Annotated in this window: 18 protein-coding genes; 12 read left to right on the forward strand and 6 right to left on the reverse strand. The window is 59.0% G+C overall.

Translation table 11 applies throughout. The features are described from left to right. Window positions 1-256: 256 nt before the first annotated feature. The 5 genes from ACTG2U_RS07795 to ACTG2U_RS07815 all read left to right on the forward strand — a co-directional run bounded on the left by ACTG2U_RS07795 (window position 257) and on the right by ACTG2U_RS07815 (window position 3,189). Window positions 257-1,297, forward strand: a complete 1,041-nt coding sequence (locus ACTG2U_RS07795) for a DUF3549 family protein (RefSeq protein WP_201937306.1) — start codon at window positions 257-259, stop codon at window positions 1,295-1,297. Between the two features lie 111 nt (window positions 1,298-1,408). Next, window positions 1,409-1,708 carry a DUF3301 domain-containing protein gene (locus ACTG2U_RS07800; protein ID WP_005349738.1) on the forward strand — a complete coding sequence of 100 codons (300 nt, stop codon included), beginning with the start codon at window positions 1,409-1,411 and terminating at the stop codon, window positions 1,706-1,708. Between the two features lie 74 nt (window positions 1,709-1,782). Beyond that, complete coding sequence (locus ACTG2U_RS07805) at window positions 1,783-2,019, forward strand: DUF2789 family protein (RefSeq protein WP_005338602.1); 237 nt, start codon at window positions 1,783-1,785, stop codon at window positions 2,017-2,019. Between the two features lie 84 nt (window positions 2,020-2,103). Beyond that, the gene (locus ACTG2U_RS07810) at window positions 2,104-2,400 is read left to right on the forward strand and encodes a DNA-binding protein (protein WP_005343755.1); all 297 of its coding nucleotides are present in this window, start codon (window positions 2,104-2,106) and stop codon (window positions 2,398-2,400) included. Window positions 2,401-2,403: 3 nt separating this feature from the next. Continuing rightward, entirely contained in the window at window positions 2,404-3,189 is a 786-nt protein-coding gene (locus tag ACTG2U_RS07815) for a Zn-ribbon-containing protein (protein ID WP_439974319.1), read from the forward strand. 92 nt (window positions 3,190-3,281) lie between these two features. On the opposite strand, the gene syd is transcribed toward ACTG2U_RS07815, so the two are convergent. Further along, complete coding sequence (syd, locus tag ACTG2U_RS07820) at window positions 3,282-3,830, reverse strand: SecY-interacting protein (protein ID WP_236395744.1); 549 nt, start codon at window positions 3,828-3,830, stop codon at window positions 3,282-3,284. Window positions 3,831-4,034: 204 nt separating this feature from the next. Between syd and queF the strand changes: the two genes are divergently transcribed. From queF to ACTG2U_RS07855, 7 genes are all read left to right on the forward strand, one after another. After that, complete coding sequence (gene queF / locus ACTG2U_RS07825; protein ID WP_439974320.1) at window positions 4,035-4,883, forward strand: NADPH-dependent 7-cyano-7-deazaguanine reductase QueF; 849 nt, start codon at window positions 4,035-4,037, stop codon at window positions 4,881-4,883. Between the two features lie 210 nt (window positions 4,884-5,093). Further along, window positions 5,094-7,376 carry a tetratricopeptide repeat protein gene (locus tag ACTG2U_RS07830; RefSeq protein ID WP_236352931.1) on the forward strand — a complete coding sequence of 761 codons (2,283 nt, stop codon included), beginning with the start codon at window positions 5,094-5,096 and terminating at the stop codon, window positions 7,374-7,376. A gap of 83 nt (window positions 7,377-7,459) precedes the next feature. Continuing rightward, the gene (locus tag ACTG2U_RS07835; protein ID WP_088869971.1) at window positions 7,460-9,076 is read left to right on the forward strand and encodes a GGDEF domain-containing protein; all 1,617 of its coding nucleotides are present in this window, start codon (window positions 7,460-7,462) and stop codon (window positions 9,074-9,076) included. Between the two features lie 148 nt (window positions 9,077-9,224). Beyond that, the gene (gene ppnN, locus ACTG2U_RS07840) at window positions 9,225-10,580 is read left to right on the forward strand and encodes a nucleotide 5'-monophosphate nucleosidase PpnN (RefSeq protein ID WP_019445906.1); all 1,356 of its coding nucleotides are present in this window, start codon (window positions 9,225-9,227) and stop codon (window positions 10,578-10,580) included. A gap of 135 nt (window positions 10,581-10,715) precedes the next feature. After that, entirely contained in the window at window positions 10,716-11,516 is an 801-nt protein-coding gene (gene xni, locus ACTG2U_RS07845; RefSeq protein WP_335812056.1) for a flap endonuclease Xni, read from the forward strand. A gap of 159 nt (window positions 11,517-11,675) precedes the next feature. Next, on the forward strand, window positions 11,676-12,683 hold the full coding sequence (locus ACTG2U_RS07850) for an isocitrate dehydrogenase (RefSeq protein WP_429122012.1): 1,008 nt from the start codon (window positions 11,676-11,678) through the stop codon (window positions 12,681-12,683). A 117-nt stretch (window positions 12,684-12,800) separates the two neighbouring features. Next, window positions 12,801-13,259 carry a hypothetical protein gene (locus ACTG2U_RS07855; RefSeq protein ID WP_005349721.1) on the forward strand — a complete coding sequence of 153 codons (459 nt, stop codon included), beginning with the start codon at window positions 12,801-12,803 and terminating at the stop codon, window positions 13,257-13,259. 82 nt (window positions 13,260-13,341) lie between these two features. On the opposite strand, the gene rlmM is transcribed toward ACTG2U_RS07855, so the two are convergent. The 5 genes from rlmM to ACTG2U_RS07880 form a co-directional block, all read right to left on the reverse strand. Then, entirely contained in the window at window positions 13,342-14,436 is a 1,095-nt protein-coding gene (rlmM, locus tag ACTG2U_RS07860) for a 23S rRNA (cytidine(2498)-2'-O)-methyltransferase RlmM (RefSeq protein ID WP_005338617.1), read from the reverse strand. Then, on the reverse strand, window positions 14,429-14,815 hold the full coding sequence (locus tag ACTG2U_RS07865; RefSeq protein WP_439974321.1) for a DUF423 domain-containing protein: 387 nt from the start codon (window positions 14,813-14,815) through the stop codon (window positions 14,429-14,431). The genes rlmM and ACTG2U_RS07865 overlap by 8 nt, the downstream gene beginning before the upstream one ends. A 51-nt stretch (window positions 14,816-14,866) precedes the next feature. Next, a complete protein-coding gene (locus ACTG2U_RS07870; protein ID WP_439974322.1) occupies window positions 14,867-15,496 on the reverse strand; it encodes an alpha/beta family hydrolase in 630 nt (209 codons plus the stop codon). Next, window positions 15,489-16,409, reverse strand: coding sequence for a transcriptional regulator GcvA (locus ACTG2U_RS07875; protein WP_005338622.1), 921 nt, complete (start codon window positions 16,407-16,409; stop codon window positions 15,489-15,491). Before ACTG2U_RS07875 ends, ACTG2U_RS07870 begins: the two co-directional genes overlap by 8 nt. Window positions 16,410-16,693: 284 nt before the next feature. Next, entirely contained in the window at window positions 16,694-18,835 is a 2,142-nt protein-coding gene (locus ACTG2U_RS07880; protein ID WP_064338581.1) for a methyl-accepting chemotaxis protein, read from the reverse strand. Between the last annotated feature and the right edge of the window lie 27 nt (window positions 18,836-18,862).

The raw sequence follows: 18,862 nt of genomic DNA on the forward strand, positions 1-18,862 counted from the left end.
CACAAATTGATCCGCCGACCCGACAGGGCCAGTCAGGATGCCAGTACATTCGGTCGCGCAGCACCGGCGATTCAGCCGGCTCGTCGACATACACGGCAGTCAGCGCGGCCTGCCGCCGTTAAAAAAGGGCGATACTATACACCTCCCCCCGCATGGCTGCCATGTTGATATCTGCCGCAACACGCGTCTGCTGCCACTGGCTATCCTCGGCAAGGGCCTTATAATCGGCCCGCATCACCATTAGCCGGATCTCACCATGTCTGCGACGCCTACTGCCATCAATACCTTGACCGAATTTCTGACTCAGGCTGGCACCCAGTTCCAGCTGTTTGACATGGGCCGCCAGGTGCGGCCACTGGCAAGCGATACCTTTGTGCGCATCGAACAGCAGCAGGAGCCCTACCCCTGGCCGCTGCAACAGCACGCCTGGCTCGGTGTGCACTTCTTCCAGCCGAGCGAGTCTCGCCACTACCTCTGGTTCCTCAAGTTTGCCCTCGATGAGCGCGGTCTGTTGATGTCAAATGGCCCCAAGCTGTTCATGGATCAGGTGGTGGAGACCCTGGGCTACAAGCTCACCGGCGATCTGGATGAAGAGAAAGCCCAGCGCTTGGCCGACAATCCCTACACCTTCCGCCCGGCGGAGGCAAAAATGGCCAGTCTGCACGCCAAGCTGGCGCGCCAGCTGGAGCAGGCTCCTTCCGCCTATTACGATGCCCTCTGCCACTATCTGGCCACCCCCAACGACACCGGTTGGCAGACTCTGGGGCTGCAGGGCTTTGCCGATCTGGCCGAGCGACTGCATGATGAACGCAATCTGGCGCTGATCTGCAAGGCGCTACCCAAACTGCCGCAAGAGCCGCTCTACGCCCTCTGCCAGAGCCTTGAAAACGCCCCGCTGCCACCGGCAGTACAAGGCGCCTTGCTCGAGCGGATCGGCAAGGAGCAGGAGTGCGCCGCCCCCAACCCGGAGACCCTGGCCTACCTCTGCCGCGCCATGGCCTCCTGCCCCGGCAGCACGCTGCGCACCAACAAGCTGCTGACCCTGCTGCAAACCCAGCCGAGCCCGGCGCTGCTGCTCGCCATTGCGGGCCGGCTCTGGCCCGACCTGAAAGATGCCAATCTGCTCAGCCACTATCTGGAACAACTGGCACTGCAACCGACCCAGTTCTTCAATCAGGTTTTTGCCGAGTTGGTCACTTTACCGGCCCTGCGCAATGATATGCTGGCCAGACTGCGTGACCCCAACCGCAGCGATGCGCTGGGCAAGGCCATCGGCCGTCTGTTTGCCTCGGCCTGATCCCTCGCCTCCCCCTCACGCCACGAGGCAACACGGCGGGAAATAGAAAAGGAGATCGGGAGTGCCGAGCAGGACTCCCGGTTATCGACATCACGATAAGGAAGCCCGCCTATGGGAGAGATGCTCGGAATTTTGTTGCTGATTGCGATTGCCGGCCTGTTCTGGCTGCAACGCCAACAGGCAGAAGTGGCCTGGCAATATATGCGCCGCTACTGCCAGCACCATGACCTGCAACTGCTGTCACTGGCTCGCCATCGGCGGGAGCTGGCACATAATCCCCTGCGGCTGCTGACTCACTATCAGTTTGAATTTTCCAGCGATGGCGAGAGCCACTATCAGGGCACCCTCAAGATGCAGGGGCTGCACGTCGTGGGTGTCGATCTGCCACCCCATCGCATCCCCTCTGCCTGATCCCCAATCTCGTCTCTGCGCCCGATGGCTGTGCCTGTCTATAATCTCAGGGATTAAACAAAGGGAGAGACGAGATGGAACCCCTTGTCCACGATCTGCCAGCCCTGTTTGCCCAGCTCGGGATGGCCAACGACGAGCTGAGCCTGCACCGCTTTGTGCACGACCATCACCTCGACAATGAGACCCTGCTGCCGGAGGCCGGTTTCTGGAATGCCGCCCAGGCCAGCTTCCTGCGCGATGCCCTGTGGAACGACTCCGACTGGTGCGAGGCGATCGACCAGCTCGATGTGATGCTGCGCCAGCCCCGCTAAGCCGCCCGCCCCTTTCCTCCCCTGCCGGCTTTGGTTAAGATCCCGCCCCGATATCGATCCCCCCTTCTCACCCAGAGCATGCTTATGTCCGCCCACGAGATCATCCGAATTGCCAACGAGCTGGCCGCCAAGGGCCTGACGCCCACCACCGCCATGATCAAGGCCCGCCTCACCCAGCCCGTGCCGATGGCCGAGCTGCTGAAAGTGCTGAGCCAGTGGAAGCAGCAGCCAGTTGCGACCGCCGAGAGCGAGATCCTGCCAGAGGCTGTGCCTCAGCCAGCACCGGAGCTCACCCTGCAGCAACTCGCCGAACAGCTCGCGCGCATCGAACAGAAGGTGGATCGCCTGACCGACCTGCTCCTCCAGCAGGGGCAAGGCTGAACCATGTATATCGTCGAACTCTGCTTTGAGTGTTACCGCGATACCTCCCTTGGCGACGCCGAGCGGGCCATCGTCAACTATCTGGACATGCTGCGCAATCAGGGCCAGATCCTCGGCCGCGAGTTTCCCACCAGCATGCACGAGGGCTATTTCGTCAGCCGGGTGGTCTGCCCGGAGCAGGACAGCCTGCACCCGGACAACCAGAGCGAGCAGGTCAAGCTGGCCGAGCAGCAGCTCAATCAGGCGGGGCTGCTGGCGCCGAAACTTCATCTGCAGGGGGCGGATCTGCTCTCCGACAGCACAGATCCTTGCGGCCAGCAGGGCGAGCGGCCGAGCTGGATGCTGCTCTATACCAGTTTTTTGCATACCTGCTCGCCGCTGCGCTGTGGCGACCACTTCGCCCCCATTCCGCTCTACCAACTGCCCGCAGTCGCCAATGGCGATCAGAAACAGATCATCAAGTGGCAGGAGGATTGGGAGGCGTGTGATCAGTTACAGATGAACGGCTCCATCGCCGAACATGCGGCGCTGCACGAGATTGGGGAAGTGGGCAGTCGTCTCTACCGGCGTGGCAGCGATCTCACCAAACGGCTGGAGGTGCTGACCGGCATCCCCACCTACTACTACCTCTACCGGGTGGGCGGGTTGAGCGCGGCCGAAGAGAAGGCGCGCCCCTGCCCCAGCTGTGGCGGTGAGTGGGCGCTGGCAGCGCCGCTGCACGAGATCTTCGACTTCAAGTGCGACAGCTGCCGGCTGGTCTCCAACCTCTCCTGGGATTTCAAGGATTAAGCGCGTCCCATGTACGTGCCGCCATAAAAAAGAGCCTTGCCGCATGGCAAGGCTCTTTTCGTTCCGATGGGTAACCTTGGCTCGAACCGGCGCTATTGTGGCAACGTCTCCAGCCGTTCCAGAAACGCCGGCAAAGAGGGCGCCAGCGTCAGACGGCGACCGGAATCGAGCCACTCCAGCCACACCCGACCACTCTCGTTATCCAGCGAGATGAGCGTCATCTCGTTGCGGGTGGTGGCAATAAAGATGGAGGGGGTGCGTTTTAGCTTGCGCAGCATCAGCAGGTGGCCGATGAGGTTCTCCTTGAGCAGGTCGAGATCCGCGTCGTTCCACGGCAGGATCAACTCAAGGCGCAGCCCCTTGAAAAGGCAGGGGATGGGGCGGCTGAACCAGTGCCCGAACAGGGCGATGGCGCTGGGATGAATCGTCAGCTCAAGGGCGTCGGCCATGGCTGTAAAATCGGCGGGTTCGGAGCGATGGTGAGGACGCCAGGCAACCCGACCATCGGCAGGCTCACCAAGTTGGCAGGGGGAACGCCAGTCCGCCTCCCACTCGCACAGGGGCAGGCCTCGTCTGGCCTCGCCATCCCGTTGCCAGCGGGCAAAAAAGTGCTCCAGGGCAGACAAAACTTGATCCGACATCGAAAATCCCCACAATTGCTGGCAAAGTCCGCTATTGCACCACCAAACCCGGTAACAGACAAGGTTGCCAGCCGACCTTGCGACCCGGGAAACAGAACCCGGGATACAGAGAGGCCGACACCCAAGCCAAACGGCTGCAACCATCCGGCCCAGCAATGGCCCGTTTCATTCCACTCATCATGAGCACATTACGTGAGCAACCCTGTGAGCAAACAAGATAGATACGCCGGGGCCAGCGCCCTGACCGGCCTGAGCCTGGGCCAGCAATCCGATTACATCAGCCAGTACACCCCCTCCCTGCTGCAGCCGGTTCCACGTAGCCTGAACCGGGATGATCTCAAGCTGGGCGATGACCTGCCCTTTAGCGGTTGCGATGTCTGGACCCTCTATGAGCTCTCCTGGCTCAATGCCAAGGGCAAGCCGATGGTGGCGGTGGGGGAAGTGACCATTCCTGCCACCAGTGCGAACCTGATCGAATCCAAATCCTTCAAGCTCTACCTCAACTCCTTCAACCAGACCCGTTGCGACTCTATCGAGGCAGTCGCCGCCATGCTGTCCAAGGATCTGAGCGCCTGTGCCGGGGAGACCGTCAAGGTGACCCTGTTCCCCCTCGACAAGGCGCCGCACCAGATTGCCCAGCTGCCCGGCGAGTGTATTGATGAGCAGGATATCGAGGTAGACAATTACGAGTTTGATGCGTCCCTGCTGCAAGGGGCGGCAGGCAGCGAGCTGGTCGAGGAGACCCTGCACAGCCACCTGCTCAAATCCAACTGTCTGGTGACCAGCCAGCCCGACTGGGGCTCTGTGGTGATCCGCTACAAGGGGCCGAAACTCGATCGGGAGAAGCTGCTGCGCTACCTCATCTCGTTCCGCCAGCACAACGAGTTCCACGAGCAGTGCATCGAGCGGATCTTTATCGACCTCAAGCACTATTGCCAGCCTGAGCAGTTGACCGTCTATGCCCGCTATACCCGCCGCGGCGGCCTCGACATCAACCCGTTCCGCTCCGATTTCGAAGCCGTGCCCGCCAACTTGCGTCTGATCCGCCAATAAAGTCGAGTTGCGACAGAGAGGGCAGGCACACTGCCCTCCATGACTTGCAAAAAGGTTTCAATCGATGCTTTACGCAGCAGGGATAAGGAGGCTGGATAATAAAATCCAGACGAAACCCACTTGCCGGCCACCAGCAAACCACAGTAAACGCTGGACTCGCAGGGGGGGGCTTGGATAACATGCCAACACCTCTGCGCCGTCCTTAATCCAATGAATCAACTGTTTTTTCTGGCCATGATGATGTCCTCCCTGTCAGCTCCGAATCTGGATCTCGACAAGGAGCAACTCTCTATCGATCTGCAACAAGCGCAATCGATGGTACTGACCGATCCTGCCAGATGCGTCCAGATCACCACAGCCTTCCTGACGCGCGCAGCCAATAATCCCCAGCAAATCATCAGCAATCGCCAGGAGTTCGGTTATCGCGAGCCCATCCTGAGCTACAGCACGGCGGCCCAGACCATAGGCGCCCACCTGCTCAAAGGGGAGTGTCTGCTGCAACTGGGCCAATATCAGGCCACCCAGCAAGCGCTCGACAAGGCGATGGCGCTGGCAGACAAAGAGCGGCAACCGGAACTCAAGGCGCACGGCCTCTATCTCAAGATCCGCAGTCAGGCCCTCAAACCGGATAACCAGAGCACCAGCCGCGCCCTGATGGATCAACTGGACGAACAGTTGGCCGTCCCCACGCTCAAGCAGAGCCAGCTGCAGATCTATGGCCGCCTGCAACGCACCAGCTACGACATCGAGAACCAGCACTTCGATGATGCCAAGGCCCACTTGGCAGATGCGCGGATCTGGGCCGCCAAGACCCCCAATCCCCTCGCCAGTGCCTGGGTCAGCGCCATCAGCGGCGACCTCTATCGCGCGCTGCAGCAGCCACAGCTGGCACTGGGGGAATATATCGATGCCCAGCAACAGGCCAAAAGCCTCAACGACCCGCTCTTTCTCGGCCTGCTGTCGAACCAGATAGTCAAACTCTATCAGCAGGAGCAGGAGCCCCAGAAAGCGCTGCAGTATGCCAATGAGGCGGCCAACTACTTCCACTCCATCGGCAACCCTTCCCTGCTGTGCGACTCCCTGATGGTGCTGGCGCGACTCAACCGCGAGCAGGGCGACCTCAATATGGCGCTGGTCTACTTCTTCAATGCGCTGGATCTGCTCGATGAAGGGAGCAACCGACCGCAGGCCTCCCTGCTCAAATACGAAATCGGCAAGACCTACCTGCAAAGCGGCAACCTCTCGCTGGCCAGCAACTACCTCAATGCGGCCCGTCAGTCCCATGAGCTGGGCGATGCCAAAGAGCCGCTGATCGATACCCTGTTGCTGCTCGGCGAGCTCTATCTGAAGAAGCAGGAGGCCGCCATCGCCATCCTGCAGTTGGAGAACGCCCGCGCGCTGGCCAATCAGCTCGGCGATACTCGCCGTCAGTACGAGGTATTCCGCCTGTTGTCGCTTGCCTACGAGCAGAAGGGGTATCTGCGTCAGGCTCTCGACAGCTACAAGCGCTTCCACCGTCTTGGCGAGGAGGTGCGCCAGCAGGAGCAGGCCATGGAGCAGGCGGCGATCCGCGACAACTATGTTCAAGTCGAGCGGGTACAACATATCAAGGAGCTGGAGCAGCGACTTAACAACAGCCAGCATCAGCAGGAGCGCTATCTCTGGTCGAGCATCACCACCAGCCTGCTGCTGGCGCTCTTTATCTACCTCTTCTTCACCCTCTGGCTCAAGCTTCGTACTGCCCGCCTGCAACTGAAACGGACCAATGAGGCCCTGCTGATCGAGCCACGCTCGGGGCTAGCCAACTGGCAGCGACTGATGAACCGCTGGCCGCGGGAGATGGCAAAGCGCCAGCTGAAATCGGATCGCTGGTACCTCAGCGAACAGCCCTCCAGCGAGTTCGATGACAAACTGCACTATCTGCTGTTCCGGGTACCTTTCCTGGTCAATACGCTGGAGCGCCACGGCTATCAGGCCAGCAGAGAAATCGAGCAGGCCTTCGGTGCCTATATGGACACCCTGACTCCGCAAGATGGCCGTATCTATGACTTGCGTGAAGGACACATGCTCTATGTGGTGCCACAGCGCCACGTCACCAACCTGCATCAACTGGCGGGAGACCTGCTGACCGCCATCGCCGCCTTCCCTTGCAACTATCCGCTGGATCGCCAGATCAGCCTCGGGATTGTCAGTCACCCCTTCCTGCCGAAAGCGGCGACCGCGCTCGATCACAATGGCCTGTTTGACCTCTGCTATCTCGCTCTGTCGGGAGCCATTCAGCTCAGTGAAAAATGCCAGCAAAACGCCTGGTTGGAGCTGGCTGCGATCGATTGCCAACAAGCGGCATTTTTTAATGGAGATGTGTGGCAATGCGGCCTGATGGCAATTGACAAGGGACTGGTAAAAGTCAATTCTTCTCATGAAAAGCAATGGGTTAATTGGCCCAGCCTTGCAAGGAAGCCGGCAGCTGATAACCACCAGGAAATAATGTAGATAACAGGCGAGGATCGAAACCAGGTTCGACCACTGTTGCTATCCAACACCAAAAACAATAATGACAACAGGGCGACCTGATAATGAATGACATCGCTGCCGTAGCAGGACAATTGGCAAGACTCAGGGAATCCCTTCAGCAGAAACAGCTGGAACTCGACGGCGTGCTGTCGTTTTCTGATGCAGAGCGTGCTCGCGGCATCCAGTTTATCAACAAGTTGATGCTCTCCTGCCGTGGCTTCGACCGCGAGCTGGACAATCGCTTCGCCAAGCTCAAGCAGAAACTGGATAACAACCCCGCATTTACCGCGCTAGACGAGGATCTGCTGGCCATTGAAAAACTGCTGCAGCAGCACAGCAATGCGCTGGAAGAGTCGATCACCCTGACCCAGACCGCCATCGAACTTGGTTCCAAACAGCTGAAAAACATCAAGGGCTTCCCGGAAGAGACCCGCAAGTCCCTCAAGGAATTTCTGGCAAGTCCCGCCGGTTACAGCATTGCCGATCACCAGAAAAAGGTGATCAAGCTGCTGGAGTTTTACCAGCAGGCGATCAAGATCCAGCTGCTGCCAAGCCAGCCCCTGTTGGCACCGTCAGGTGCAACTCAACAAGAAAGCGATACTGCCAGCAACGATGGCCAACCCGATGTCGACCCGTTTGATCTCAAGGATCACGCCCGTATCGCCGATGAGCTGCAGCGGCTTATCACCGAACTCGACTTTGCCGGCGCCATCGGCGAGAGCCTGAGCGACATTCGCCGCCAACTGCTGATCGGGATCAACCCTGCCCTGCTGGCGGAAACCTGCCTGCAGGTGATCGAGCTCATCATCGAAGGCACCCGTGAGGAGCGCAAAGCCTCCCGCGCCTTCCTCAGCTCCCTCAACGAGAGCCTGTCCGCGGTACATGTCGGGTTTACCGAATCCCTCGATGAGGGGCGTGCGCTGCAAAACGAAACCCGCGAGACCCGCGAGGCGCTGGTCAACGAGTTGCAGGCGATCGATCACTCCCTGGCCAGCCATAACTCCATCGATGCGCTCAAGCGCGCCATCTCCGGCCATATGGGCGCCATCAACCTGCTGCTGCAAGAGCGTGACAGCACGGCGGCGCGGGAGCGTCACCTGCTCACCCGCCTCTCCACCATGGAGTCCAAGCTGCGCTTGATGAAGGAGGAGACCGCCGAGTACAAGAAGCGGCTGACCATTCAAAAACACAAGCTGTTCCTCGACAGCCTGACCCAGGTGCACAACCGGGCCGCCCTCGATGAACGGCTGGAGCAGGAGTACAAACGTTGGCTTCGTTACCGCACTCCGCTCTGCATGGCGATCATCGACATCGATCACTTCAAGAATATCAATGACAACTACGGCCATATGGCGGGTGACAAGGCACTGAAAGTGGTCGCCAAAGCACTGCAGAGTGCACTGCGTGACACCGACTTCATCGCCCGCTTTGGTGGGGAAGAGTTCGTGGTGTTGCTGCCCAACATCAACCCGGACAAGTTCCAGAAGCCGCTGGAGACCCTGCGCCAGACCATCAAGAGCATCCCGTTCCGTTTTCGCGATGCCAAGGTGGAGATCACCATCTCCATCGGTGCAACCCTGTTCAAGGATGGGGACAACCCATCAGATGTGTTCGAGCGGGCGGACAAGGCGCTCTACCACTCCAAGCACACCGGTCGGGATCAAGTGACACTGGCCTGACAAGCGGCTAAAAAAACAGCGAACAGTCGTCGCCCTATTTCCCTCCACCCTCTGTTACCACTACTATCGATCTCAGGGGATGCAACATAGCGTCCCCTTTTCTCCCCAGGGAAAAACACAACGATAACAAGTGAGTAAAGGGGAACCTATGATTACGCACATCAATCCCGTCGGCAGCATGGATTTGCTGTCACAGCTTGAGGTGGATCGCCTCAAGCAGACTGCCTCCAGCGATATCTATCAACTGTTTCGCAACTGCTCGCTGGCAGTGCTCAATTCAGGTAGCCATACCGACAGCTCCAAGGAGATACTGGAGCGCTTCAAATCGTTCGATATTCATGTGATCCGGCGCGAGCGCGGGGTCAAGCTGGAACTGTTCAATGCCCCCGAGCACGCCTTTGTCGATGGCGAGATCATTCGCGGCATTCAGGAGCACCTCTTCTCGGTGCTGCGCGACATTCTCTATGTCTCCAATCAGCTCGAGTCCAACCGCCTGGTCAATCTGACCAACTCCACTCACATCTCCAACGTGGTGTTCGCCATCCTGCGCAACGCCAAGGTGATCCTGCCCGGCGCCGATCCCAACCTGATCGTCTGCTGGGGTGGCCACTCCATCAACGAGATCGAATACCAGTACACCCGCGCCGTGGGCAGCGAACTGGGCTTGCGTGAGCTGAACATCTGTACCGGTTGCGGCCCTGGCGCCATGGAGGGCCCGATGAAGGGAGCCGCCGTCGGCCATGCTAAACAGCGGGTAAGAAACGGCCGCTACATCGGCCTGACCGAGCCTTCAATCATTGCGGCCGAACCGCCCAACCCCATCGTCAACGAGCTGGTGATCCTGCCGGATATCGAGAAACGGCTGGAAGCCTTCGTGCGCCTCGGTCACGGCATCATCATCTTCCCGGGCGGGGTCGGCACCGCCGAAGAGCTGCTCTATCTGCTCGGCATCATGATGCATCCGGCCAACGAGCGGCAGCCGATGCCCATCATCCTGACCGGCCCGAAAGAGAGTGCCGACTACTTCCGTGCCATCGACGACTTCATCAAGGCGACCCTCGGTGAACCTGCGACCAAGCTCTACCGGATCATTGTCGGCGATGCGCCGGAAGTGGCCCGGGTGATGAAAGAGGCGATGCCGAAAATCCGCGAATACCGCAAATCGGTCGGCGATGCCTACTCCTTCAACTGGTCCCTCAAGATTGAGCCGGAGTTCCAGCTCCCCTTCGAACCGGATCACGCCAGCATGGCCAGTCTGGACCTTCACCGCAACCAGCCGCCCCAGTTGCTGGCCGCCAACCTGCGTCGTGCCTTCTCCGGCATCGTCGCCGGCAACGTCAAGGAAGGGGGCATTCGCGCCATCGAGAAGAAGGGCCCCTTCAAGTTGCACGGCGACAAGGAGCTGATGCACCTGATGGACAAACTGCTGGAGAGCTTCGTCAAGCAGCAGCGGATGAAGCTGCCGGGCAGCCAATATGTGCCCTGCTACGAAATCGTCCGCTAGGGTACAGATACATCATCGACAGAGGGGCGCATCGGCGCCCCTCTTTATTGGCGCTATGCCTTCCCGACTGCCATCAATCCCCCATAAGGCGAGCGGTTTGTTACAATGGGGCGTCCCGACCGCCAAGAGTGCCCCATGTCAACTATCCGGCCACACCTGCTCATCATCGATGCCCTCAACCTCATTCGCCGTCTGTACGCGGTACAGGCCCAGCAGGCACTGACCCCTGCCCAGGCGCTGGTTGCCACCCGCGCCAACCTTATCAATACCTGCCGCAAGCTGCTGGCCAATAGCGAGCCGACCCATGTCATTGCCGTGTTTGATGGCGAGGTGCATAGCTGGCGCAAGGAGGTCTATCCGGCCTACAAGGAAGGGCGAACTCCCATGCCCCCCGAACTGCGTGAAGGGCTGGCGACCCTGCAGGATGCCTTTTGGGAGTGCGGGGTCGATGCCCTGCTCTCCGAGACCGATGAAGCAGATGACCTTATCGCCACTCTCGCCTGCGGCATCGCCAGCCATGGCCATCAGGCGACCATCATCTCCACCGACAAGGGCTTCTGCCAACTGATCTGCCAGCAGATCCGGGTGCGCGACTACTTCAACAAGCGCTGGCTGGATGCGGCCTTCGTCCAGCAGCAATATGGGGTAGCCCCTGCTCAGCTGGTCGACTTCTGGGCCCTGACCGGTATCAGCGGTTCCAATATCAAGGGGGTTCCGGGGATCGGCCCCAAGACCGCCACCCAGCTGTTGCAGCAATATGGCAATCTGGCAGCCATGCTCGAAGCCTGTCAGCAAGAGGATGCCGCCAAGCCCCTGATCAAGCTGCGCCAACATCAGGATGAGGCCCTGCTGGCCCAGCGGCTGGTACGCTTGCAGCAGGATATTCCGCTGGGATTCAACCTGCGGGACATTCGCTACCCGCCCCAGCCAGACTAAAGTGCCGAACAAAAATGCAGGCAAGGGCGTGAACCATGACGAGACTCACCCTCGCTGTTGATAAAAGTGAGTAGAATGTAAGGGAATGTGGTTGGTTTGCTGAGTAAATGCTATAAAGCAGCCCCATCCTCCCCTATACCCTGGAAGTGGAACCCTCTCATGTCCAAAAGAAAAATTACCGTGATCCCCGGCGACGGCATCGGCCCCAGCATCATTGAATCAGCCATCCAGATCCTGACCCATGCGGGCTGTGACTTTGAGTACGAATACGCTGATGCGGGTCTGGTTGCCCTCGAGAAGCATGGCGAGTTGCTGCCCCAGGCTACCCTGGATCTGATTGAGAAGAACAAGGTGAGCCTGAAAGGGCCATTGACCACACCGGTCGGCGGCGGTTTTACCTCCATCAACGTCTCCCTGCGCAAGAAGTTCAACCTCTACGCCAACGTGCGTCCGGTCATCTCCTTCAAGGGCACCAGAAGCCGTTACGACAACATCGACATCATCACGGTGCGTGAAAACACCGAAGGGATGTACTCGGGTGCAGGTCAGAAGCGTAGCGATGACAACAAGAGTGCCGAGGCGATGAGCATCATCACCCGCGAAGGGGCCGAGCGCATCGTCAAGTTCGCCTTCGAGCTGGCTCGTCAGGAAGGGCGCAAGAAGGTCACCATCATCCACAAGGCGAACATCCTTAAGTCGACCTCCGGCCTGTTCCTCGAAGTAGCCCGTGAAATCGCCAGCCACTATCCGGATATCCAGAGCGAAGAGATGATCGTCGATGCCGCCTGCATGAACCTGGTGATGTACCCGGAGCGTTTCGATGTCATGGTCACCACCAACCTGTTCGGCGACATTCTCTCGGATCTTTGCGCCGGTCTGGTCGGCGGCCTTGGCATGGCGCCCGGCGCCAACATCGGCGATGGCGCGGCCATCTTCGAAGCGGTCCACGGCTCTGCGCCTGACATAGCTGGCAAGAATATCGCCAACCCGACCTCGGTGATCCTGGCCTCCATTCAGATGCTGGAGTACCTCGGCATGCAGGATAAAGCAGAGCGGATCCGCAAGGCGGTACGAGCTACCATCGAATCCGGTGATCGGGTCACCCGCGATCTGGGCGGCACGGCTTCCACCAGCGAATTCACCCAGGCTATCATCGATCGTTTGTGAGTTAATTCATTGATTTTAAAAGGGAGCTTCGGCTCCCTTTTTTATGTTTCCGAATCCTTTGCCACTCCCCAAACAGCAACTATGTTCAATAGAGAAGAAGAACAGGGAGTGTTTTTCATGAAGGGATACGGGTGCTATCTGGTTTCGGGTCTGATGCTGGTGTGTGGTACTGCCAGTGCTTTCGAGCAGGATCAACAGACCCAAACCGCCAAACTGCCACAGCAGGAAAAACGGACTGCCACCGAGGTATGGCGCTCGAGCCTGAATACCAACGACCTGCTCAAGGCACCCAAACCCCTGTCGTTTGGTATTGAAGTCTCCACCGACAACTTTGGTAATCAAAAGATCACCTCCTACCCGCAGCTCAATCTGACCCCGGAGAAGAGCGTCAGTCTGTCGGTCGAACGCTTCAGACCCAAGGTCAAGTTCAAGGCTGGCGGAATGAACACCGCCCTCAGGCTGAGAGGAGATGGGATAAAGATGCAATTCAATCCGGTCGACAAAACCATCCCGCTGCAGATAGAGATCAAGGTGACCGACGACGAATCCTCCCTGCGCCTCGATTACCGTTTCTGATATTTTCCGGCAGCCGAATAGCAAAAGGCCGACAGGTTTCCCTGTCGGCCTTGGTATTTATCGTACGGGCTGAACGGCTACATCACGCCTTGGGCTCGAGTTTGGAGACCCAGTACTTGTTGTAAACATGCACGGTGATCTCTTCTCGATCGTGATAGAGCTGCTTGGCCTGGATCACGAACGCGTTGTCGATCTCCTTGAGCATCTCGCGCAATACCTCGATATTGTGCACCGACTCGGCATAACGCTTCTTCATCGGCAGCTTGAGGTTGAACATCGCCTCCTGGCAGTCGCCCTCACGGAACCAGTCCGCAATCATGTGAACGACCCGAGCCGGTTTATCGACCATGTCGCACACCAGCCAGTAGGTGTTCTTCTTGCTCGGTCGCCAGACGAAACCGTCATCCCGGATATGCTTGACCTGACCGGTATCCATCAGGGATTGGGCCATCATGCCGTTGTCGACCGCCGTCACCATCATGCCACGGCGCACCAGCTGATAGGTCCAGCCACCCGGACAGGCGCCCAGATCCACCGCCTTCATGCCTGAACAGAGACGCACATCCCACTCTTCCCGCGGCACGAACACGTAAAACGCCTCCTCCAGCTTAAGGCTGGAGCGGCTCGGTGCATCGGCCGGGAAGCGCAGGCGCGGGATCCCCATGTGGAATCCGGAGTTGTTGAACGAATAGGAGTAACCCAGCAAGACATGATCATTGGCCATGAAGAAGGCGTGGAACACCGGACGGTTCGGCGTCTCCTTCTTGGTCAGGATCTCGTTGCTGCGCAGCGCCTGACGCAGCGGCACGGTGAACTTGCGGCAGAAGGCTGACAGCTCTTTCGCTTCGTTGGTATCCGCGGTTTCGACACGCAGATCGCCGCAAATGGTGTAGTCACTCACCGCCTCAAGGATGGGGGAGATCCTGTCCGCGACATCCAGATCCTTCAGCTCATGGGTAACCACCAGCATCTGACGGATGAAGATGAGCTCCCGGAATGGCAGCTTGCGAGCCAGCAGGTCCGCCTGCTCCTCGTCATACAGTTCGAAGATCACATAACCGCTGTCGTCCTTGACCCGGGCGAAACCGTAGCACTGCATGTTACCGGCACGCTCGGTGATCTCTGCAGCCGCCTCTTTCTCAAAACCGGGGCGGCAATAAAGCAGCAGATTATTCATTTTTTCCTCCAAGACGACAGCCAGCCCAGCAGAGGGCCGCCCATCCCAACATAAAACAGAGGCCACCGGCCGGGGTAATCAACCCCAGCCCCTTGCTGCCAAGCAGCACCATGGCGTAAATACTGCCGGAGAATCCGATGATCCCCAGCACAAAAGCGGTGCCAGCCAGGTGGATCACCCTGCTGCGCACACCACACCAGCCCAGAACCAGCAGGGCCAATGCGTGAAAAAACTGATATTGCACGGCGGTATTGAACGCCGCCAGACGCTCGGGCGTAATGCCGGTCGCCGCCAATCCATGGGCGCCATAAGCCCCCAGCATGGTGGCCGTCAACCCGAAGAGACCGGCCAGTATCAGCCAATATCGATGGATCTGCATCCTCACTCTCCCTCTCTCATCACGGCTGGCAATCAAACCAACCCTCTCGTGCTATCCGTGCCGGGCCACAAAATGGCTGATGGCCGCCGCTGCATGCTGCATATTCTCCTGCTCACTCACGCCACTGGCTTTTCGCGGTTTGAAACCATGATCACCATCGGTCAACCAATGGACCGATACGGCGGGTGAGAAGGGGAAATCGGCCAGTTCAGCGCGACTACCGAAGGTGTCGCGCTCCCCCTGCAACAGCAGGGTTGGCACTGCAATATGCTTGAGTACCTCGCCTCGCCAGCTGTCGGGCTTGGCCGGAGGGTGGAAAGGATACCCGAGAATGAGCAATCCTGCAGCATTCATCTCACCCTCGCCTGCGCTATACAGTTCCGCCACCATCCGCCCGCCCATCGACTTGCCTGCCAGAAACAGCCGTGGATGGGCAAACTCGCGGATCATGTCGCGCCAATGGGCGAGCAGCACAGGCGCCCTGTCCGGCGGGCGGCGCTTGCCATCCTGTGCACGCTTTGTCATGTAGGGAAAGTTGAAGCGCACCACTTCGATGTCGGGGCCAGCCAGCAGACGTGACAACTCGGTAAGAAAGGCATGATCCATCCCCGCGCCTGCCCCGTGGGCCAGCAAAATGCGAACGGGGGCATCAATTGCCCCCTCGCGGATTACATCAGGCATCGGCGAGCCTTGCCCTGCGACGCGCCTCTTCCTGCTCCACCAGCTCCAGCATCCAGTCGCGGAAGGCCACGATCTTGCCCTGATCCGACTGTTGTTCCTGGCACACCAGATAGAAAGCATTTTTGCTCACCAGCACCTGCTCGAACGGGCAGATAAGGCGGCCGGCCTCAATCTCGGGTTGTGCCAGCACGCTGTGGCCAAGCGCCACCCCCTGGCCGTGGATCGCCGCCTGGATCACCATGGTGGAGTGGCTGAAGATGGGCCCCTGATTGACGTTGGGTGCATCGATATCGAGCTGGCGGAACCAGGCCTTCCAGTCGCGGCGGGAGGTATCGTGCAGCAGGGTATGAAGAGTCAAATCTTGCGGCGTACGCAGCGGTTTGGGCCCGGTCAGCAGCAAGGGGGAACAGACCGGGATCAAGTATTCGGTATGGAGCTTGTCCGAGCGCAGACCCGGCCAGTTTCCGCGCCCGTAGTAGATGGCCACATCCACATCGTCGGTGAGCGACCCTTCGTCGAGATCGACCGCCTTGATCCGCACGTCGATATCGGGGTGGCGCTCGCTGAACTTGACCAACCGCGGCACCAGCCACTGGATGGCGAAACTCGGCTGCAAACTGACAGTCAACGCCCCCTTGGCACTGCGGGCCAGCAGCTTGTCGGTCGCCTCAGAGATGGAGGCAAAGATGTCCTTGATATCCAGGAAATAGCCTTGCCCCTCTTCGGTCAGCAACAAGGAACGGTTTTTGCGGCGGAACAACTTGATGCCAAGATACTCCTCCAGCGCCTTGATCTGGTGACTGATGGCAGCCTGAGTCACAAACAACTCTTCTGCTGCGCGGGTAAAGCTTAAGTGACGAGCCGCAGCTTCAAAGGCCTTGAGGGCATTGAGCGGGGGTAAACGACGAGACATGACACCAGCCGACGATGAGTTTTTCTAATGGGGCGCATTATAATTTGTCGGTTGCGGGTCGACCAGTGAATAAACATAATTCGCCCAGCAATCAGTCGTCATATGGCTCACATTTTCTACTACGTGTTGGTTTACATGTGTTTTTAGTGAGTCTTTCGACTGCGATTGTGGTGTTGTGTTTTTTCCTCTGCGGGAAGAGGGGCTCAAATCTCACCGGTTTGACCCAGTCTGTCATCTGAATGTGTTTGGCGCCTCCAGCTGGATGGCGCCTTTTTTCATCCCTTCTATACCTTGAACTGCCCCACCAGCTGCTGTTGTTTATCCGCCAGCGCAGAGAGCTCGCGACCATTTTCGGCGGAGGTCGCCGCCTCGGCCCGTATGGTGTGGCTCACATCGCGAATGTTGCTGACGTTGCGGTTGATCTCGTCCGCCACCCGGCTCTGCTCCTGTGCCGCCCGGGCAATCTGCTCGTTCATCTGATGGATGGTGGAGACCGACTGGATAATCTGCTCCAGCACCTGCACCGAGAGATCCACCTTGGCTAGCGTCTCGTCAGCCTGACCATGACCATCGCGGATCGCCTTGACCACGGCGCCGGTACCGGATTGCAGTTGGCTGATCAGGGTCTGGATCTCGACGATGGCATTCTGGGTGCGACCGGCCAGATTGCGCACCTCATCGGCCACCACGGCAAAGCCACGGCCCTGCTCACCGGCCCGCGCCGCTTCAATAGCCGCATTCAGCGCCAGCAAGTTGGTCTGCTCGGCAATTCCCTGGATCACAATGAGGATGTCATTGATGTTGTCGCTGTTGGCGGAGAGTCGCTCCACCACCGGCTGGGCATCGTTGATGATGGTCATCAGCTTGCGCATAGCTTCCTGGGTGTCGGCAACGACATATTTGCCCTCTTGCGCCGCGGCATCAGTGGTGTTGGCGGCTGCCACCGCCGAGCCGGCATTACCGGAGACCTGCAACGCCGTGGCGCTCAGCTCTTCAAATGCCGTTGCCACCAGATCGATCTCCTGATACTGGGCCTGCATGCCGCTGCTGGTGCGCTCGGCCACCTGCGCGGCTCGCTCGGCACTGTTGCGCGTACCGGAGACGGTATCAATCACCTGACTGATGGTGGATTGCAACTTGTTGAGGAAGCTGTTGAACCACTTGGCCAGCTCGCCGATCTCGTCTTGCCGCTGGATCTCGATACGCTGGGTCAAATCCCCCTCGCCGCTGGCGATATCCTTGAGGCGGGCAACCACGGCGCGGATGGGCGCCACAATCTGGCGCGCCATCAACCAGATAAAACTCAGGGCCACCAGCGAGATCAGCACCCCGATTGACAGCTGCGAGACCACGCTGCGATTGGCTTCACTGGCCAACTCATCTTGCAGTTGCTGGGCCGAAGCCAGTACTACGGCCCGTGGCAATTCAATGTAGATGCCCCATTTACGGTCGGTGCCACGCATGGATACCGGGACAAAAGTCTGCAACAAGGCGCCGTCGCTGCTCCAGCGAGTCAGCTCCTGCCCCTGACTGAGCCAGCCTTTCAGCTCGCTGGCCAGCCCCTGATACTTCTGATCCAGCCCGCGCCCCATGGTCACATCGAACTCATCGGCTCCCGCCACGCGCCCCTCGTGACTGACCAGCAATATTCTGCCCTTGCCGTCATAGAGCTCCTTGTCCATGGTACTGACCAGACTCTGCAAAGTAGCCAGCGAGATATCGACCCCGACCATCCCCAGCAAGGTCTCCTGCTCCAGCAGCGGGACCGTCACCGAGGTCATCAATATCTGTTTATCGCCCACATCGTCCAGGTAGGGCTCCAGCAGGCAGAGGGCACGGGTGCGAATACTGCAGCGATACCACTCGTTTTCGATTCCACCAGCCTCAGTCGGGCTCTCATCGGCCAGTACATCCTCATTCTGCACTTCCGGCTCTATCTTGCCGTTGTCATAGGCCCAGTAACTGGAAAAACGACCCTTGTCGTTGGAACCCAGCGCCGTTGAGCCCTGATAGTTGCTGTCTTCCCCATCCAGCTGGTCAGGCTCGAACACCGCATAGACACCAAGCAGATTGGTCGATGAGGCAACGGCATCGTGCAGCTGCTGATTGACGGCGCTGCGCAGCGCCTCCGAATGGACAAAGTTCTCGGCCGCATTCTTGCGCTGGAACAACACGCTCTCCGCCAGCAAACTGGCGCGGAAATAGGCCTCATCGAGATAGCTGGTCACCTTGGCCGCCTGCTCCGAGCCCATCGCCTTCATCCAGTTTTCGGCAGACTGCTGCGCCTCGTGCATGGTGGCTTGCCGCACCTGCTGTTGCATCTTGTTCGCGTTGTAAATCGAAGAGGCAACCAGAGCGGCGGCTGTCACCAACAGACAGCAACCGGCGATCAGGGTAATCCGACCCTGGACAGAAAGAGCGCTCATGCCAATATTCCTACGTCATACAGATAT

Origin of the sequence: Aeromonas sp. 95A, assembly GCF_051919235.1 — a bacterium.
In the GTDB taxonomy this organism is placed as follows: Bacteria; Pseudomonadota; Gammaproteobacteria; order Enterobacterales; family Aeromonadaceae; genus Aeromonas; species Aeromonas veronii.

Coding starts and splice junctions, on each gene's coding strand:
- ACTG2U_RS07795 (WP_201937306.1), top strand. CDS start 257: ATGTCTGCGACGCCTACTGCCATCAATACCTTGACCGAATTTCTGACT.
- ACTG2U_RS07800 (WP_005349738.1), top strand. CDS start 1,409: ATGGGAGAGATGCTCGGAATTTTGTTGCTGATTGCGATTGCCGGCCTG.
- ACTG2U_RS07805 (WP_005338602.1), top strand. CDS start 1,783: ATGGAACCCCTTGTCCACGATCTGCCAGCCCTGTTTGCCCAGCTCGGG.
- ACTG2U_RS07810 (WP_005343755.1), top strand. CDS start 2,104: ATGTCCGCCCACGAGATCATCCGAATTGCCAACGAGCTGGCCGCCAAG.
- ACTG2U_RS07815 (WP_439974319.1), top strand. CDS start 2,404: ATGTATATCGTCGAACTCTGCTTTGAGTGTTACCGCGATACCTCCCTT.
- syd (WP_236395744.1), bottom strand. CDS start 3,830: ATGTCGGATCAAGTTTTGTCTGCCCTGGAGCACTTTTTTGCCCGCTGG.
- ACTG2U_RS07830 (WP_236352931.1), top strand. CDS start 5,094: ATGAATCAACTGTTTTTTCTGGCCATGATGATGTCCTCCCTGTCAGCT.
- ACTG2U_RS07835 (WP_088869971.1), top strand. CDS start 7,460: ATGAATGACATCGCTGCCGTAGCAGGACAATTGGCAAGACTCAGGGAA.
- ppnN (WP_019445906.1), top strand. CDS start 9,225: ATGATTACGCACATCAATCCCGTCGGCAGCATGGATTTGCTGTCACAG.
- xni (WP_335812056.1), top strand. CDS start 10,716: ATGTCAACTATCCGGCCACACCTGCTCATCATCGATGCCCTCAACCTC.
- ACTG2U_RS07850 (WP_429122012.1), top strand. CDS start 11,676: ATGTCCAAAAGAAAAATTACCGTGATCCCCGGCGACGGCATCGGCCCC.
- ACTG2U_RS07855 (WP_005349721.1), top strand. CDS start 12,801: ATGAAGGGATACGGGTGCTATCTGGTTTCGGGTCTGATGCTGGTGTGT.
- rlmM (WP_005338617.1), bottom strand. CDS start 14,436: ATGAATAATCTGCTGCTTTATTGCCGCCCCGGTTTTGAGAAAGAGGCG.
- ACTG2U_RS07865 (WP_439974321.1), bottom strand. CDS start 14,815: ATGCAGATCCATCGATATTGGCTGATACTGGCCGGTCTCTTCGGGTTG.
- ACTG2U_RS07870 (WP_439974322.1), bottom strand. CDS start 15,496: ATGCCTGATGTAATCCGCGAGGGGGCAATTGATGCCCCCGTTCGCATT.
- ACTG2U_RS07875 (WP_005338622.1), bottom strand. CDS start 16,409: ATGTCTCGTCGTTTACCCCCGCTCAATGCCCTCAAGGCCTTTGAAGCT.
- ACTG2U_RS07880 (WP_064338581.1), bottom strand. CDS start 18,835: ATGAGCGCTCTTTCTGTCCAGGGTCGGATTACCCTGATCGCCGGTTGC.